Genomic DNA, 16,824 nt, shown 5'->3' with positions numbered 1-16,824 from the left:
ACCTGCATAACAGGTGGCATTCTGAGAGAAGTAAAACCTCGTCCAACCGGGCGAGGTTTTGATAACGAATCAGTTGTTGTACGCGTTTTCGCCGTGGCTGTTCACATCCAGGCCTTCACGTTCCTGCTCTTCTGGAACACGCAGACCTACGGTCAGGTCAGCAATCTTGAACGCGATGAACGCCACCACGCCGGACCAGACAATGGTAATTGCCACGCTTTCAAGCTGAACCAGAAGCTGATGCCCCATAGTCACGCCTTCTGCATAACCCACGCCGCCCAGAGAAGTTGCCGCAAAGATACCGGTCATGATGCACCCGATGATGCCGCAGACGCCGTGCACGCCGAACACATCACATGGGTCATCCACGTTCAGCCATTTTTTCAGCGTCGTCACGCCCCACAGACCGGCCAGACCAACAACCAGACCAATCAGCAGTGCACCGCCCACGCCAACGTAGCCACACGCCGGGGTAATACCCACCAGACCCGCGATAGCACCGGAACAGGCACCCAGCAGAGAAGGTTTACCGCGCAGCGCCCACTCGCCAAAGACCCAGGAGAGAATCGCCGCCGCAGTGGCGACAACGGTGTTAACGAACGCCAGCGCAGCGATTTCGTTGGCAGCACTTGCAGAACCGGCGTTGAAACCGAACCAGCCGAAGTAGAGGATTGCGGTGCCGATAAACACCATTGGCAGGTTGTGCGGCTTGAACGCTTCTTTGCCGAAGCCAACGCGTTTACCCACCAGGTAAGCACCTACTAAGCCAGCAACAGCGGCGTTAATGTGCACGACTGTACCGCCCGCGAAGTCCAGCGCGCCGTGCGTAGCCAGAATACCGCCGCCCCAGACCATGTGCGCAATTGGCACATAAGAGAGCGTCAGCCAGACGGCAGCAAAAATTACCACTGCAGAGAAGCGCACGCGTTCGGAGAGAGACCCTACCACCAGTCCAACGGTAATACAGGCGAAAGAGCCCTGGAACGCCACATGAATATACTGATAGAAGGTGCCCATCAGCGCTTTCAGCTGGATGTTTTTCAGCATCACCCAGTCAAAGCTGCCGAAGAAGTTGTTGCCGGTGCCAAACGCCAGGCTGTAGCCATACACAACCCACAGCACACAAACCAAGGCGAAGGTCACGGAAATTTGCGTCAGCATCGACAGCACGTTTTTGGAGCGAATCAGGCCGCCGTAAAACAGCGCAAGGCCCGGGATGGTCATAAACAGCACCAGCGCGGTGCATATCATCATAAAGGCGTTGTCGGCTTTGTCCGCGATCGCAGGCGCGTCCGCAGCGAAGGCCAGCGTCGGCAATAAAGCCAGGGCGCCTGAGCCAAGGAGTGCAGCTAATTTTTTCATTTTTCCCATCCCAATCAAGGCTTGCCAGCAGTTACAGAGCGGCTTCGTCGGCTTCGCCGGTACGAATACGAATAACGCGTTGCAGTTCTGCAACGAAGATTTTCCCATCACCGATTTTGCCGGTGTAGGCGGCTTTGCTGATCACGTCGATAACTTCATCGAGCTGGTCGTCAGCAATAGCAACATCAATTTTTACTTTCGGCAGAAAGTTGACGCTGTACTCGGCGCCACGGTAAAGCTCCGCATGGCCCTTCTGGCGGCCGAAACCTTTCACTTCGGTCACGGTAAGCCCCTGAATACCGATTGAAGAGAGCGCTTCACGCACGTCTTCAAGCTTGAACGGTTTGATTACCACGGTTACCAGCTTCATAAATTCTCTCCACTCAGAATTAGGTCGTTACCTGCACCTAGAGAGCAAAGCAAAGCCCATGCCAGGAATAAAAAAACAGGGTTATTCAGCACGTTTTCAGGCTTCAGGCGGGTTACCGGAAAGCCAGATGAAGGCGTCGGATCGGGCGGGATTAGTCTGAAAAGAAAAAACGCACCACTGCGGTGCAGGATGCGTTTTTGTTTTGCACCAACGCGGAGAAGCGAAGGTTTTTATGCGACGCGTTGCATGGTTGTGGTGCATCAGGCCGTGAGCGATTCTTCCTGCGCGGCGGCGGCCAGTTCCTCACCGGCTAACTGAAGCTGATACATCTGCCAGTAGCGGCCCTGCTGCGCCAGAAGTTCACTGTGCGTACCGCGCTCCACGGCCTGCCCGCGATGCAGCACCAGAATCGTGTCGGCATCGGTGATGGTAGACAAACGGTGGGCAATCACCACCAGGGTTGTGTGCTGACGAACTGCCGCCAGCGCCCGCTGAATAGCCTGCTCGGTGCCGGAGTCGATATTCGCCGTGGCTTCGTCGAGGATCAGGATTTGCGGGGCTTCAACCAGCACGCGCGCCAGAGCAAGCAGCTGCTTCTGGCCAACGGAGAGATTGTTCCCCTGCTCGCCCAGGCGGGTATGGATACCTTCCGGCAGCGCTCGCGCCAGTTCGGCCAACTGAACCGTCTCCAGCGCCTGCCAGACCCTCTCTTCGCTGATGTCCCGCCCCAGGGTTACGTTGGCAAAGAACGAATCGGCCATCACCACCGGATCCTGCTGCACCATCGCCACGCCGCGGCGCAGCGTTTCATGGCTGAGGGAGTCCAGCGGCCGGCCATCGAGGCGTATTTCGCCTTTCGTTAACGGGTAATAGCCCATCAGCAGGTTGGCCAGGGTGCTTTTTCCGCTGCCGGTATGCCCGACCAGGGCAATAAAGCTCCGCGAAGGCACTTCCAGATTAATGTCCTGCAGCACCAGGCGATCGCCACGGTAGGCAAATGAGACGTTGTCGACGCTGATCGCGCCGCTGGCGAGGGGCCGGTTGTCATTGCCGTAATCCTGACGTTTGCCGTCCATCAGCTCAAACACGCGTTCCCCGGCCACCACCGCCTGTTGCAGAATGGATTGCTGGGTGGTCAGCTCAATCAGCGGTTCGTTCAGGCGGCCAAGGTAGTTAATAAAGGCATAAAGCACGCCAACTTCGATGGTGCCGCGCGAGGTGAAGCCGAACAGCATAAGCAGGCCACACAGAATCATCGCCGAAAACAGGCTAAGCAGCGGCCGTAGAAGCCAGCCATCAAGCCGCAGGGTTTGCATCCGCGCCAGGTAGTGAGAGCGGCTTGCCTGCCCCATGCGTTCGCCGAAGCGGGCCTGCTGGCGGAACTGCTGAATCACGCTCATGCCGTTGATGACTTCATTAAAGCCGTCGTTGATGTCCGCCAGATAGCTGCGTACCCGGCGCACAATCGGCGTGCTGTAGCGCTGGTAGATAAACATCACGGCGATAACCGCTGGGAAGATGGTGATAGCTACCAGCGCCATGCGCCAGTCGAGCGTGAACATCGCCACCAGCATAGCGCCGATCAGTGCCGCGCTGCGCAGCACCGTTGCCACAACGGTGACATACAGGTCACGGATCACTTCGGTGTCGTTTGTTACGCGCGAGATCAATTGCCCTACCGGCTGCGTGTCAAACGCACTCAGCGGCTGGCGCAGCGCAGCGTCCATGACATCGGTACGCAGTTTTTGCACCACACCTACCGCCGCGCGGTTAAACAGCAGCGCCTGAAGGTAGTGCAGCCCGGCAGCGCTAATCGACAACAGGATATAAGCCACCGCCAGTCCGGCCGCCAGGCCAAGCGGCATCTGGTTTTTCGCCACCAGGTTATCAATAAAATAGCTCACCAGCACCGGGCCACAAACCTCAGCGGCAGCCGCAACCCAGAGCATCAGCATCGCCCCACCCAGCGGTTTGCGCCACGGCGATCCGTAAGCCAGCAGGCGTTTAATGGTAGGCCACTGTTGTTTACGACTCATTGGCGCTCTCCCTGACATCTTCCTGCTCCGGGGCTTCGTCCAGCGCGGCCTCCAGCTGTTGATAGCGGTACATATCCCGATACCAGCCCGGCTGAGACGCGAGCGCATCATGGCTGCCACGCTGGGCGATATGCCCGTGCTGCATCACCAGGATCTCGCTAGCTTCCGTTAATGCAGACAGGCGGTGGGCGCTGATAATGACCGTGCGGTGTTCACCCCACTCGCGCAGGTTGTGCAGAATTTGGTGCTCGGTGCGGCCATCTACTGCGGAAAGCGCGTCATCCAGAATCAGGATTTCGGCATCAAGCAGCAGCGCCCTCGCAATAGAAATACGCTGTTTTTGCCCACCCGAAAGCATGACCCCACGCTCACCCACTTCGGTATCGTACCCTTGCGGCAAGCGCAGGATATCTTCATGAACGCTGGCCAGGCGAGCGACACGCTCAATGTCCTCCTGGGTGGCACCCGGTTTACCCAGCGCAATGTTGCTGGCCACGGTGTCAGAGAACAGGAACGGCGTCTGGTTCACGATAGCCAGACGGCTTCTCCAGCCGTCAATTTTCAGCGCCGTGAGCGGAATATCGTGGTAGCGAATATCGCCCTCTTCCACGTCGAAATGACGCTGGATCAGCGCGAGAATCGTGCTTTTACCGGACCCCGTTGGCCCGCACAGGCCAAGCATTTCACCCGGTTTAAGGGTGAAGTTGACGTTTTGCAGCGTCGGCTGAGCGGTCTGCGGGTAGTGGAACTGGCGAATCGAAGCCACCAGTTCAGCCCGCCCTTCCGGCAGCGTTTTATCGCCGTCGACCACGCCCGGCTCTTCTTCCAGCATCGCGCGGATACGGCTGTAGGCCGCACTTCCTCGTTCGACAATATTGAACATCCAGGCCAGCGCCAGCATCGGCCAGATCATCAGGCCGAGGTACATCACAAAACTGGTGAGCTGCCCCAGGGTAAGCGAGCCCTCGATAACCATCCAGCTTCCGCCGCCGATGGCTAAAAGGTTTGCGGCCCCAATTGCCACATAAATGGTGGGGTCAAAGCGGGCATCAATGCGCGCGACGCGCATGTTTTTCGCCCCGGCATCCTGAGCTTCTGCGGCAAACAGCGCCGACTGCCTGTCTTCAAGGCCGAACGCCTTGATCATGCGGATGCTGGTCATGCTTTCCTGAGTACGATCGTTTAAGGCTGAGAATGCCGCCTGCGCCACTTTGAAGCGATCGTGCAAACGCGCGCCGTCACGTTTAATCACCACGGCCATAATCGGCATCGGCAGAAGCGCCAGCAATGTGAGCTGCCAGCTGATTTGGGTGGACATGACTATCAGCACCGCCAACCCCATGACCAGCGAGTCCACCAGAGTTAGCACCCCTTCCCCCGCGGCGAATACCACGCGATCGACATCGTTAGTCGCGCGCGCCATGAGGTCGCCGGTACGGTGACGGAGATAAAATTCAGGGTGGTGGCGGCTTAGCTGGCGGTAATAGTTTTCCCGCAACTCAACCGCAAGCTGGTAAGACGCCCCGAACAGCAGGACGCGCCAGACGTAGCGCACCAGATAAACTACCACAGCAATAAGCAGCATCAGGCCAATCCACATCAGCACCTGCTGAGAGGAGAGACTCTGCTGCACCACGCCATCCACAATCACGCCCACCACTTTTGGCGGCACGAGCTGCAAAATAGCGATGATAATAAGCAATGCCACCGCGCCGAGGTAGCGTCGCCACTCGCGGGTGAAGTACCAGCTTAATTGAGCAAATAATCGCACGAAGTTTAGATCCTGAAATGCTGCCTGCCGGCCAGGGCAAAAGAGTAGAGGCTACTGTTCCGCACATTGCGGAATCAGGAAGTTAGAGGTAATGCTGTGGTGTATTTTATCTGTTCCATGGCAAAACTCGAAGTGACATCGCTTAATCCCGGGATGCCGTTCACCAGCCGCTTATAAAAGTCGTCGTACCGCTTCATGTCGGCGACCTGAACCCGAATCAGATAGTCATATTCGCCGGCCATGCGCCAGAACCCCAGAACTTCGGGCATGGCTTCCACCACCGAGACAAATTTGCAGTACCATTCGCTGCTGTGCTGCTGGGTTTTAATCAGCACAAACGCCGTCAGGCCCAGGCCGAGTTTTTCCGGGTCCAGCAGCGCCACTTTGCCGCGAATATAGCCTTCGTCTTCCAGACGTTTTAAGCGTTTCCAGCACGGGGTGGTGGTCAGATTAACGGCATCCGCCAGCGCCTGCAAAGACAGGGTACAGTCCTGCTGCAGCATCGCAAGCAGCTTTTGGTCAATTTTATCTATCATGAGACCACCGGAGAGAAATATTTTCTCTAATGGAAGCGCTAAACAGGCAAAATGGCAACTTTTTTATCCTGACTTTGGATTACGCTAAGCACAAATTGATAAATGAGAATTTTCCATGACCAGTACCTGGGTGACCAACGCCATCAGCGAGATCAACGCCGACTATCAACGCTCTGCGGATACGCATCTGATCCGCCTGGCTTTGCCCGCTTTTCCGGGTATTCAGCTGTATCTGAAGGATGAGAGCACTCACCCGACCGGCAGCCTGAAGCACCGCCTCGCGCGCTCCCTGTTCCTGTACGGGCTGTGTAACGGCTGGATTAAAGAAGGCACCACGATTATCGAAGCCTCCTCTGGCTCAACGGCGGTGTCAGAAGCCTATTTTGCTCGTCTGCTTGGCCTGCCGTTTATTGCCGTAATGCCCGCCAGCACCGCAAAACGCAAAATTGAACAGATCGAATTCTACGGCGGCCGCTGCCACTTTGTAGACAGCGCCTGCGAAATTTACGCCGCTTCGGAAATGCTTGCCCGCGAGCTGAACGGCCATTATATGGACCAGTTCACCTACGCTGAGCGGGCAACCGACTGGCGCGGGAACAACAATATCGCCGACAGTATTTTCCGCCAGATGACCCATGAGCCGAATCCGGTACCGGATTACATCGTGATGAGCGCGGGGACCGGCGGCACCTCAGCCACCATTGGTCGTTATCTTCGCTTCCAGGGCCACGACACAAAGCTGGTCGTCGTCGATCCGCAGAACTCAGTATTTCTTGATTACTGGCAGCAGCGCGACTGTGGCCTGAAAAGCGCAGTGGGCAGCAAAATCGAAGGGATTGGTCGCCCGCGCTGCGAGCCTTCGTTTATTCCCGATGTGATTGACGAGATGATGCGCGTGCCGGACGCCGCCAGCGTCGCCACCATGCAATGGCTTGAATCCCAGCTTGGCCGCAAAGTGGGGGCCTCAACCGGCACCAATATGTGGGGCGTATTGCAGCTTGCCGCGAGAATGCGTGAGGAAGGCCGGAGTGGTTCTATCGTGACGCTGCTTTGCGACAGCGGCGAACGCTACCTTGAGTCCTACTACAATTCAGCCTGGGTCAACGATCATATCGGCGATCTCTCACCATTTAAGGCTGAGATTGGCCGTCTGATTAAATAAAAAAACCGGGCGAAATGCCCGGCGCTGTAAGGTCTCAATATTCGGGGGAATAGGTGAGATGTGGAGTGTCCAGCCAGTGCGTCAAATAGTGCGAGACCGCCTGGTTACGGCAGTGGCCGATAACCGGCAGATGGGGTAAATCCGCTTTTAGCTGCGGCATGGCGTTGCCCATAATCAGGCCGTGCCCAACCGCCGAGAGCATTTCGCGGTCGTTCATCGCGTCGCCAAATGCCATGCAATCCTGCAGAGTCAAACCTAAGTGGGCGCTCAGTACATCAAGCGCTGCGCCCTTGTTGCTGCCCACCGGCAGCACTTCCAGGCAGTCCATTGCCGAGAAACAAAGAAAGGCGCGATCGCCCAGCGCTTCATTGAGCTGAATGCGCAGGCGGCACAGATCGTCATGATCGCCGCAGAAGCAGATCTTGGTGACCTCGTGAGCCGGTAAACGACGAAGATCGACGATATGTGGCCGGAAACCGCTGTATACGTGTGCATGAAGCATTTCCGGGATTTCATGGCTGGTTAGCCAACCTGAATCGTTAAAGGCATGCATGCTCGCTTCGGTATCCCAGTGGCCGTGCAGCACCGTCTCTACCGCCCACGGCGAGAGATCGTTGCGGTGCATTAGCTCACCTTCCATGCTGTGAATGCGCGTGCCGTTGCCGGTGATCAGGAAAGCGTCGAGATCGATCTTGCCGAGAATATGGCGCATCTCCAGCTCGTGGCGGCCGGTTGCAAAAGCCAGGGTTATCTGGCGCTCTTCACGCAGGCGCTTCAGCGTATTCAGGGTTGCTTCCCCAAGGTGATGGTCGGGCAGCAGCAGCGTGCCGTCCATATCAAATGCAGCCAGACGAGCCATGGTTACTCCAGAAGTGATCGTGACAGGCAAAAGTATCCTCTGGAATATACGGAACTAATAGTGAATACTTGGAAAAAAATGTTCCGGGTTTATTATGCGACTTCTGAATCGGCTCAATCAATTCCAGCGTTTATGGCAGCCTTCCGGCGGGGAACCGCAGCAGGTGACCGTTGCCGAGCTGGCCGAGCGCTGTTTTTGTAGCGATCGCCACGTCAGGACGCTGCTTAATCAGCTTGAAGACGCGGGCTGGCTGCGCTGGCGTGCACAGTCTGGCCGCGGTAAACGCGGTGACCTGACGTTTCTGGTTTCGCCGGAAAACGTGCGTTCCGGCATGATGGAGCAGGTTCTGGATAAGGGCCAGCATCAGAATGCGCTGGAGCTGGCTCAGCTTGCGCCGGAACAGCTTCGCCAGTTATTACAGCCGTTCCTCGGCGGCCAGTGGCAAAACGATGTCCCCACGCTGCGCATTCCCTATTATCGCCCTCTCGATCCCGTTGCCCCTGGTTTTCTGCCGGGTAGAGCCGAGCAGCATCTCGCCGGGCAGGTGTTTTCCGGCCTCACGCGCTTTACCCGTGAAAGCCCGGAGCCCCAGCCTGACCTCGCCCACCACTGGCAAATATCAAACAATGGCCTGTGCTGGGACTTTTTTATTCGCTCAACCCTGCACTGGCACAATGGCGAACCCGTAGAAACCCATCAGCTTCAACAGCGGCTGATGATGCTGCTCGAGCTGCCCGCCCTGCGGCGGCTGTTTATCAGCGTCAAGCGTATTGAGATCCCTCACGCGCAGTGCCTGCGCTTTATTTTGCATCGGCCGGACTATTGGCTCGCGCATCGCCTGGCGAGCTACTGCAGCCGCCTGGCCCATCCGCAGGATACACAACTGGGCTGCGGCCCATTCCGCATTGTCAGCTTCAGGCCGAACCTGGTGCGGCTGGAAAGCTTTGAAAGTTATCATCTGAAACACCCGCTGCTGAAAGCCATCGAATACTGGATAACCCCGCAGCTCTTCGAAACTGCACTCGGCACCAGCTGTTTGCATCCGGTGCAAATCGCCATCGGCCAGCAGGATGAGCTGGAGAATCTGCGCCCGGTCAGCAGCAGTATCAGCCTGGGTTTTTGCTATCTGGGGATCCGCCCGCAGGGAAGACTCAACGCCGCGCAGGCCAGAACAATCATGCAAATTGTCCGGGAACCGGAGATGATCGCCACGCTGCCCCTTAACAGCGATCTGATCACCCCCAATAGAGAGATGATCCCTGGCTGGCAAATTCCCGGCTGGGATGCGCACACAGCCGTCACGTTACCGAAAAAACTGACCCTGGTTTACCATTTGCCGGTCGAACTTCACGCGATGGCTCTTCAGCTCAAGCGTTACCTGGCAGAACGAGGCTGTGAACTGACGGTAATTTTTCACGATGCTAAAACCTGGGCTGGCTGCGGGGATTTAGCCCAGGCCGATATCGTGATGGGCGACAGGATGATTGGCGAAGCGCCGGAATACACCCTGGAGCAATGGCTTCGCAGCGATGTATTGTGGCCCAATTTATTAAGCGCCGGACATTACGCCCATATGCAGGCCACGCTGGATGCCGTGCAGGCTTCCCCTCCTTCTTATGAACGCAATGAAGGGCTGAAAGACGTTTTTTATGGCCTGATGCGGGATGCCGTGGTCACACCGCTGTTTAATTATCGCTACCAGATAAGCGCCCCACCCGGCGTGAACGGCATTGAACTGAATGCCTGGGGCTGGTTTGATTTTTGCGAAGCCTGGCTCCCGCCGCCGGGAATGACGTGAAGAAGCTGGCTCACGCCCTGGCGGGACGTTACCATAGCCTTTTCCAGACACCCTAATGAACGACAGGATAGAGAATGAAACGTACAGTCGTGGTTTTCAGCGGCGGACAGGACTCCACCACTTGCCTGATTCAGGCCTTACAGCAATACGATGAAGTCCACTGTGTGACCTTTGATTATGGTCAGCGCCATCGGGCAGAAATTGACGTGGCCCAAAAGCTCTCGCTGAAACTTGGCGCCCGTGCGCATAAAGTCCTGGACGTTACCCTGCTGAACGAACTGGCGGTGAGCAGCCTGACGCGAGACAGCATTCCGGTGCCGGGTTACAACCCGGAGGACAAAGGCATCCCAAGCACTTTCGTCCCAGGCCGCAATATCCTGTTCCTGACCCTGGCGGCGATTTACGCTTATCAGGTTGAAGCGGAATCCGTGATAACCGGCGTCTGCGAAACGGACTTCTCTGGCTACCCGGACTGCCGCGACGAGTTTGTCAAAGCACTTAACCATGCGGTAAGCCTCGGGATGGCAAGAGATATCCGGTTTGAAACGCCGCTGATGTGGCTGGACAAAGCGGAAACCTGGGCGCTGGCCGATTACTGGCAGAGCCTGGAAACGGTCCGCCAGGAGACGCTGACCTGCTACAACGGCGTCCAGGGCGACGGCTGTGGCGAATGCGCCGCCTGTAATCTGCGAGCTAAGGGCCTGAACCACTATCTGGCCAATAAACCCGCAGTCATGGCCGCAATGAAGCAAAAAACAGACCTCAAATAAAACATAACGGCGTGGTCACAAGCCTCTGTCGATAGAAGAAATACCGGACAGTTCGTAAAAAAGACCAGAAAATCAATTCATTGATTTTCTGCTGATGATAACAAAGAGGGAAAACCAGGCTTTTCCCTCTTTGTCGGCGATTTTAGGCACTCATCATCTGTTCCAGTTTCTCACGCAGTTCACCTTCCAGCGGAACGGCCTTTTGCGTCTTTAAATCAATGCAGACGAAGGTCAGCAGCGCGTCGGCCACGGCTTCGCCTTCAGGCTCCAGCGTCACCACCTGGCTCAACACACCGCTTTTACCGTTAATCTGCTGGAGTTTGCTGTCAATGCGCAGCAGATCCCCAAGTACCGCCGGACGGCGGTAGCTAATATTGATGTTCACCACGATAAAAGCGATGTTGTGTTCCGTCATCCACTGGAAGCCCGTCGTTTTTTCCAGCCCTTCCCAGCGGGCCTCCTCGAGGAACTCAAGATAACGGGCGTTGTTAACGTGTTGATAGACGTCCATGTGGTATCCACGAACTTTGATATGTGTCTGCATAGCGCGAAGCCCTTGTTCTGTTCTTGTTGTCATCAGGTGAAGGTAAGCGAGGCCATACCCCGACAACTGGTATGACCTCTAACTCAGCGTAGCAAACTTTTCTCTTCAGGTGGAAGCCTGAGCACGTAAACTCAAAGTTTTATGCGAGCCAGATTACGTTCTACCAGCGATGCGCCAATGCCCGGGACCTCCTGCAGCTGATCTAGCGTTTTAAACGGGCCGAACTCGTCACGGTAGCTGACGATGGCCTGCGCCTTTTTCAATCCCACGCCATTCATTTTCTGGGCAAGTTCTTCCGCCGGGGCGCTATTGATACTCACCAGCCCCTCCCCTTGCTCTGCCGTTTTGGCGGAGGCGGCTTTAGGCTGCGTCGCTGCCGAGCTGACCGAGGCCGAACCGGCTTTTTCTGCGGCGGCATGTGCCGGGGCGCAGCCAAGTAAACCGGCCAGAACGAGGGAAAGTGAAAATGCTTTAATGCCTGATGTCATGCTGTGTCCTCCATGTATGTTGACAGCCCGGTCACCATAGCGAGGATAAAAATCAGGAACAAACGCCGGATTTAAAATGTGGAAAAGGCCGCGAAAGCGGCCTTCAGGTATTACACTGCGTTGCAAAAATTTGCGAGGATTACTGCTGTTGGTCGATGCTATCGCCCAGTTTGATCTTCGCTTCTTTGCGCAGGTTGGACATCAGCGCTTCGAAAGCAATCTGGGCATTGTTCTGGGTGATCCCCTGCACCATCGCTTTTTTCTGCTCGTCCGGCATAGAGCCTGCTTTCACTTCATCCAGAGACAGCAGCACAACGTTGCCCTGCATATCATTGGCGACGCCATAGCTCGGCTTGTCTTTCGCCGGCAGAGGCAGCCCAAAGGCGGCCTGGCTGATCGGATCCTGCCCGGTACGGCTCAGGGTTTTCGCTTCGCCGAAGCTCAGGCCCGCTGCTTTCAGTTCGTCACTGCCTTTGCCCAGTTTCAGCGCGTTCAGCAGTTTGTCAGCATCCAGCTTCGCCTGCTGCTCCGCTTTCTGCTGCTTCACGGCGGCAATCACCTGGTCACGCACTTCGGTGAGTGGTTTAACCGCTTCAGCTTTGTGCTCGGAAACACGCAGGACGAAAGCGCGATCGCCATCGACGGTGATAATGTCTGAGTTGCTGCCCGGCGAACCGTTTTCACCCACCAGACCACCGCTGAAGATAGCGTCGGCAACCGGTTTGAAGTTCAGCTCTTCCGGCAGGTTGTCGTGGCCGAACCAGCCAGTTTCAACCGCTTTAACCCCGGCGACTTTCTCAGCGCTTGCCAGAGATTCGTTGTCGTTGCTCGCGGCATCGCTCACTTTCTGCTGCAGCGCATAGTAAGCATCAACGGCTTTTTCCTGCTTCACTTTAGCCACGATGCCATCGCGAACTTCCGCCAGCGGCTTCACAACGGCAGGCTGGATGTCATCCAGGCGAACGATCAGGAAACCAACGGAAGATTTAACGACGCCGGACAGCTGACCTTTTTCTTTCAGGCCGGCATTTTTCAGTTCGTCAGGCGTGGTGGAGGCTTCCAGCCAGCCCATATCACCGCCGTTGCGGGCAGAGATGATGTCAGCAGACTTAGCCTTCGCCAGTGCAGCAAAATTGCCGCCCTTGTTCAGCTCGTCGAGAATCGCTTTCGCTTCATCTTCGGTTTTAGTCTGAATCACGCTGTAGCGGTTACGCTGCGGCTGGGTGAATTCGTCTTTGTGCTGGTCGTAGTAAGCCTGAACGTCCGCATCACTGGCCTCTTCCTGCATGGAAGCCGCATCCAGCTTGATGTAGCTAACCTTAAACTGTTCAGGGGTGATGTAGCGGTTTTTGTTCTGCTCGTAGTTGGCGTTGATTTCCTGCTCGGAAGCGTTTTGCTTCGCGGCCAGCGCTTTCACGTCGATTGTGGCTTCACGCACGACGCGCTGCTGGGAGACCAATGCCGCCAGCTCGTCGGTTTCGCCGGTGAGCATAAAGTCGGTGCCGACCACGGCTTTGATCAGCTGGTCGGTGGTGAGCTGATTGCGCAGCGCCTGTGCATATTGGTCGGCAGTTAATCCCATATTGCCGATGATGGCGTTATAGCGAGCGTTATCGAACTTACCGTTAGTCTGGAAGGCAGGCTGGCTGAAGATAGCCATTTTTACCTGCTCGTCGCTGATACCGAGGCCCAGATGTTTGGCGTACTGGTCAAGCAGCGATTCATCAATCAGCTGGTTGAGAACCTGCTGGCGCATTTGCTTCATATAGCCTTCGTTACCGGCAAGAACGGAGAACTGGTCGCCCAGCTGCTGCTGCTGACGATTACGTTCGTTCGCTACGGCATTTTCGAACTGGCCACGGCCAATCTCCTGGCCATTTACTTTTGCGGCATAATTATTGTTACCGCCAGTCAGGTAGCTACCCACGCCAGTCAGAACGAATGACAAGATAATCAAACCCAGAATGATCTTGAGCACGACATGGTTAGCCGCCGCTCGTAAATTGTCCATCATGGTGTAACAACACTCCGCTGTAGTATGACTTGGTAAACCTGCGCAGGCGCTAAGCTGGCATCCTTAATGACTCAAGCTGCCCTGTGCTGCGCGCAAAGGCGTATTGTGACAAGAAACCCGCTGCAAATCATCAACACCTGCGTAAAATTCGGCTTCAGGCAATAAAAAAGGCACATCAAATGATGCGCCCCTGCGATACCTGACACCATCTACCCCAGTCAGTCGGGGCCAATAAATCAGTTAACAGCGTCTTTCAGCGCTTTACCAGCACGGAAGCCTGGTACTTTTGCTGCGGCGATGGTGATTTCTTTACCGGTTTGAGGGTTGCGGCCAGTACGGGCAGCACGCTCTTTAACAGCAAAGGTACCAAAACCTACCAGTGCTACGTCTTCCCCGGACTGCAGAGATTCAGTAACAGAAGCAATAACAGCATCTAATGCACGTCCAGCCGCGGCTTTAGAAATATCAGCACCTGCGGCAATTTTGTCTATCAGTTGAGATTTATTCACTCTTCTCTTCCTCTCTTTATAATTTATATCGCACCTGATATCCCTCAGGCGCGACCGCGCAGCAGTTATAACAGGCTCGTCATGCCCTTACAACAGGAGTTGTGGACGATAAGCTCAGCCAGCAACTAAATTAGCGACACAAAAAAAAGCTGGCAAGTGACAATTCACTTACCAGCCCTAATTTTATTGACTGTATTTGCGTCAGGTCACTATTTTGCGGTGACCACCTGCATGCCGGAAGGCTCATTCTGCAGCGCGAGGGCCAGAACTTCCTCAATACGCTTCACAGGATGAATCGTCAGGTCTGCAATCACGTTGTCCGGAATTTCTTCCAGATCGCGCTTGTTGTCGTCCGGGATCAGCACGGTTTTGATGCCGCCACGATGCGCTGCCAGCAGTTTCTCTTTCAGGCCACCAATCGGCAATACCTGGCCACGCAGGGTAATTTCACCGGTCATTGCCACATCGGCACGAACCGGGTTCCCTGTCAGGCAGGACACCAGCGCGGTACACATTGCGATACCGGCGCTTGGGCCGTCTTTTGGCGTTGCCCCTTCCGGCACGTGAACGTGAATATCACGTTTTTCGTAGAAGTCACCGTTGATACCCAGTTTTTCCGCACGAGCACGGACGACGGTCAGCGCCGCCTGGATAGACTCCTGCATAACTTCACCGAGGGAGCCGGTATAAGTCAGTTTGCCTTTACCCGGTACGCAGGCGGTTTCGATGGTCAGCAAATCGCCGCCCACTTCCGTCCACGCCAGCCCGGTCACCTGGCCTACGCGGTTTTCGCTGTCGGCACGGCCGTAATCAAAGCGTTGCACCCCAAGGTAATCCTTCAGGTTGTCGCCGTTGATTTCGATGTGCTTGAGCGATTTATCCAGCAGCAGCTGCTTCACCGCTTTACGGCACAGTTTGGAGATTTCACGCTCCAGACTACGGACGCCCGCTTCACGAGTGTAGTAGCGAATGATGCCCACAATGGCGCTGTCATCCACTTTCAGCTCGCCTTTTTTCAGGGCGTTGCGCTCAATTTGCTTCGGCAGCAGGTGCTGTTTGGCAATGTTCAGCTTTTCGTCTTCGGTATAGCCAGACAGGCGAATCACTTCCATACGATCCAGCAGCGGCGCCGGAATGTTCATGGAGTTAGAGGTCGCCACAAACATCACGTCGCTGAGATCGTAGTCCACTTCCAGGTAATGATCGTTAAACGTCACGTTCTGTTCTGGATCAAGCACTTCCAGCAGCGCAGAAGCAGGATCGCCGCGCATGTCGGAAGACATCTTGTCGATTTCATCCAGCAGGAACAGCGGGTTTTTGACGCCGACTTTGGCCATCTTCTGAATCAGTTTACCCGGCATAGAGCCGATGTAAGTCCGGCGGTGACCACGGATTTCCGCTTCGTCACGCACCCCGCCCAGCGCCATACGCACGTATTTACGACCCGTGGCTTTAGCGATGGACTGGCCCAGAGAGGTTTTACCTACCCCCGGCGGCCCAACCAGGCAAAGAATTGGCCCTTTCAGCTTGTTGACACGGCTTTGGACTGCGAGGTATTCCAGAATGCGATCTTTCACACGTTCCAGACCGTAATGGTCGGTATCGAGGATTTCCTGCGCCTGACGCAGATCTTTTTTGACCTTGCTGCGGGCGTTCCACGGCACCTGAACCATCCAGTCGATGTAGCCGCGCACCACGGTAGCTTCCGCAGACATCGGCGACATCATTTTCAGCTTCTGCAGCTCGGCTTCGGTTTTCTCGCGCGCTTCTTTCGGCATTTTTGCCGCGTCAATTTTGCGCTTCAGCGCTTCATTTTCATCAGGCGCATCGTCCATTTCGCCCAGTTCTTTCTGAATCGCCTTCATTTGCTCATTCAGATAGTACTCGCGCTGGCTTTTTTCCATCTGCTTTTTAACGCGGTTGCGAATGCGTTTCTCCACCTGCAGCAGATCGATTTCCGACTCCATCATCGCCATCAGGTATTCGAGACGCTCGTTGATATCGGACATCTCAAGCACAGATTGCTTGTCCGACAGCTTAAGCGGCATATGGGCGGCAATGGTATCGGCCAGACGTGCAGGATCGTCGATGCTGTTCAGCGACGTCAGCACTTCTGGTGGAATTTTTTTGTTCAGCTTGATGTAGCCTTCAAACTGATTAATTGCGGTGCGAACCAGCACTTCCTGCTCGCGCTCTTCAATCGCCGGCGAGTTCAGGTACTCCGCCTGCGCAGAGAAGTGGTCGCCGTTGTCAGACAGCGTGGTGATACGCGCGCGCTGAAGCCCTTCTACCAGTACTTTTACCGTACCGTCGGGCAGTTTCAGCATCTGCAGAATTGAAGCAACGGTACCTACAGTGAACAGGTCGTTAACACCTGGCTCATCCGTCGAAGCCTCTTTCTGCGCCACCAGCATGATTTTCTTATCATGGTCCATTGCAGCTTCCAGGCAGCGAATGGATTTTTCACGCCCGACAAACAGTGGAATAACCATGTGCGGATAAACCACCACATCGCGCAGCGGCAATACGGGGATTTCAATGCGTTCAGAACGCTCAGGATTCATAGAGCTCTCTCTTAGTTTAATGTCCGCCAGGTGATTTGGTG

14 protein-coding genes are annotated in these 16,824 nt (G+C 55.6%); 3 read left to right on the top strand and 11 right to left on the bottom strand.

Annotation, left to right across the window (positions count from 1 at the left end; genetic code table 11):
• Positions 1–69 precede the first annotated feature (69 nt).
• The 5 genes from amtB to F3J26_RS13980 all read right to left on the bottom strand — a co-directional run bounded on the left by amtB (position 70) and on the right by F3J26_RS13980 (position 6,075).
• The gene (gene amtB, locus F3J26_RS14000) at positions 70–1,362 is read right to left on the bottom strand and encodes an ammonium transporter AmtB (protein WP_166994442.1); all 1,293 of its coding nucleotides are present in this window, start codon (positions 1,360–1,362) and stop codon (positions 70–72) included.
• Between the two features lie 31 nt (positions 1,363–1,393).
• A complete protein-coding gene (gene glnK / locus F3J26_RS13995; protein WP_002891893.1) occupies positions 1,394–1,732 on the bottom strand; it encodes a P-II family nitrogen regulator in 339 nt (112 codons plus the stop codon).
• 260 nt (positions 1,733–1,992) lie between these two features.
• Complete coding sequence (locus F3J26_RS13990; RefSeq protein WP_166994440.1) at positions 1,993–3,768, bottom strand: SmdB family multidrug efflux ABC transporter permease/ATP-binding protein; 1,776 nt, start codon at positions 3,766–3,768, stop codon at positions 1,993–1,995.
• Positions 3,758–5,539 (bottom strand): SmdA family multidrug ABC transporter permease/ATP-binding protein, encoded by a 1,782-nt coding sequence (locus F3J26_RS13985; RefSeq protein ID WP_166994438.1) that lies wholly within the window; start codon positions 5,537–5,539, stop codon positions 3,758–3,760. Before F3J26_RS13985 ends, F3J26_RS13990 begins: the two co-directional genes overlap by 11 nt.
• Positions 5,540–5,613: 74 nt before the next feature.
• A complete protein-coding gene (locus F3J26_RS13980; protein ID WP_039290800.1) occupies positions 5,614–6,075 on the bottom strand; it encodes an Lrp/AsnC family transcriptional regulator in 462 nt (153 codons plus the stop codon).
• A 115-nt stretch (positions 6,076–6,190) separates the two neighbouring features.
• On the opposite strand from F3J26_RS13980, the gene F3J26_RS13975 reads away from it, so the two are divergent.
• Positions 6,191–7,237 carry a pyridoxal-phosphate dependent enzyme gene (locus F3J26_RS13975; RefSeq protein WP_166994436.1) on the top strand — a complete coding sequence of 349 codons (1,047 nt, stop codon included), beginning with the start codon at positions 6,191–6,193 and terminating at the stop codon, positions 7,235–7,237.
• A gap of 34 nt (positions 7,238–7,271) precedes the next feature.
• Here the strand turns inward: F3J26_RS13975 and cof are convergent, their stop codons facing one another.
• Positions 7,272–8,096 (bottom strand): HMP-PP phosphatase, encoded by an 825-nt coding sequence (cof, locus tag F3J26_RS13970; protein ID WP_166994434.1) that lies wholly within the window; start codon positions 8,094–8,096, stop codon positions 7,272–7,274.
• A 94-nt stretch (positions 8,097–8,190) separates the two neighbouring features.
• Between cof and F3J26_RS13965 the strand changes: the two genes are divergently transcribed.
• Together F3J26_RS13965 and queC are read left to right on the top strand one after the other, a co-directional pair.
• Complete coding sequence (locus F3J26_RS13965; RefSeq protein WP_166994432.1) at positions 8,191–9,894, top strand: SgrR family transcriptional regulator; 1,704 nt, start codon at positions 8,191–8,193, stop codon at positions 9,892–9,894.
• A gap of 74 nt (positions 9,895–9,968) precedes the next feature.
• Positions 9,969–10,664, top strand: a complete 696-nt coding sequence (gene queC / locus F3J26_RS13960; protein ID WP_166994430.1) for a 7-cyano-7-deazaguanine synthase QueC — start codon at positions 9,969–9,971, stop codon at positions 10,662–10,664.
• Positions 10,665–10,806: 142 nt separating this feature from the next.
• Here the strand turns inward: queC and F3J26_RS13955 are convergent, their stop codons facing one another.
• From F3J26_RS13955 to lon, 5 genes are all read right to left on the bottom strand, one after another.
• Positions 10,807–11,208, bottom strand: a complete 402-nt coding sequence (locus F3J26_RS13955; protein ID WP_008454627.1) for a YbgC/FadM family acyl-CoA thioesterase — start codon at positions 11,206–11,208, stop codon at positions 10,807–10,809.
• Positions 11,209–11,339: 131 nt separating this feature from the next.
• Positions 11,340–11,696 (bottom strand): ComEA family DNA-binding protein, encoded by a 357-nt coding sequence (locus F3J26_RS13950; RefSeq protein WP_008454624.1) that lies wholly within the window; start codon positions 11,694–11,696, stop codon positions 11,340–11,342.
• Positions 11,697–11,835: 139 nt separating this feature from the next.
• Complete coding sequence (gene ppiD / locus F3J26_RS13945; RefSeq protein ID WP_166994428.1) at positions 11,836–13,710, bottom strand: peptidylprolyl isomerase; 1,875 nt, start codon at positions 13,708–13,710, stop codon at positions 11,836–11,838.
• A gap of 236 nt (positions 13,711–13,946) precedes the next feature.
• Positions 13,947–14,219 (bottom strand): nucleoid-associated protein HU-beta, encoded by a 273-nt coding sequence (gene hupB / locus F3J26_RS13940; protein ID WP_008454620.1) that lies wholly within the window; start codon positions 14,217–14,219, stop codon positions 13,947–13,949.
• A 209-nt stretch (positions 14,220–14,428) separates the two neighbouring features.
• A complete protein-coding gene (gene lon / locus F3J26_RS13935; protein WP_008454618.1) occupies positions 14,429–16,783 on the bottom strand; it encodes an endopeptidase La in 2,355 nt (784 codons plus the stop codon).
• Positions 16,784–16,824: the final 41 nt, after the last annotated feature.

The sequence above is a fragment of the Enterobacter sp. Ap-867 genome (assembly GCF_011752855.1).
Taxonomy (GTDB): domain Bacteria; phylum Pseudomonadota; class Gammaproteobacteria; order Enterobacterales; family Enterobacteriaceae; genus Cedecea.
The sequence above is the reverse complement of the archived record's forward strand: the minus strand, read 5'-3'. Positions and strand labels throughout refer to the sequence as shown.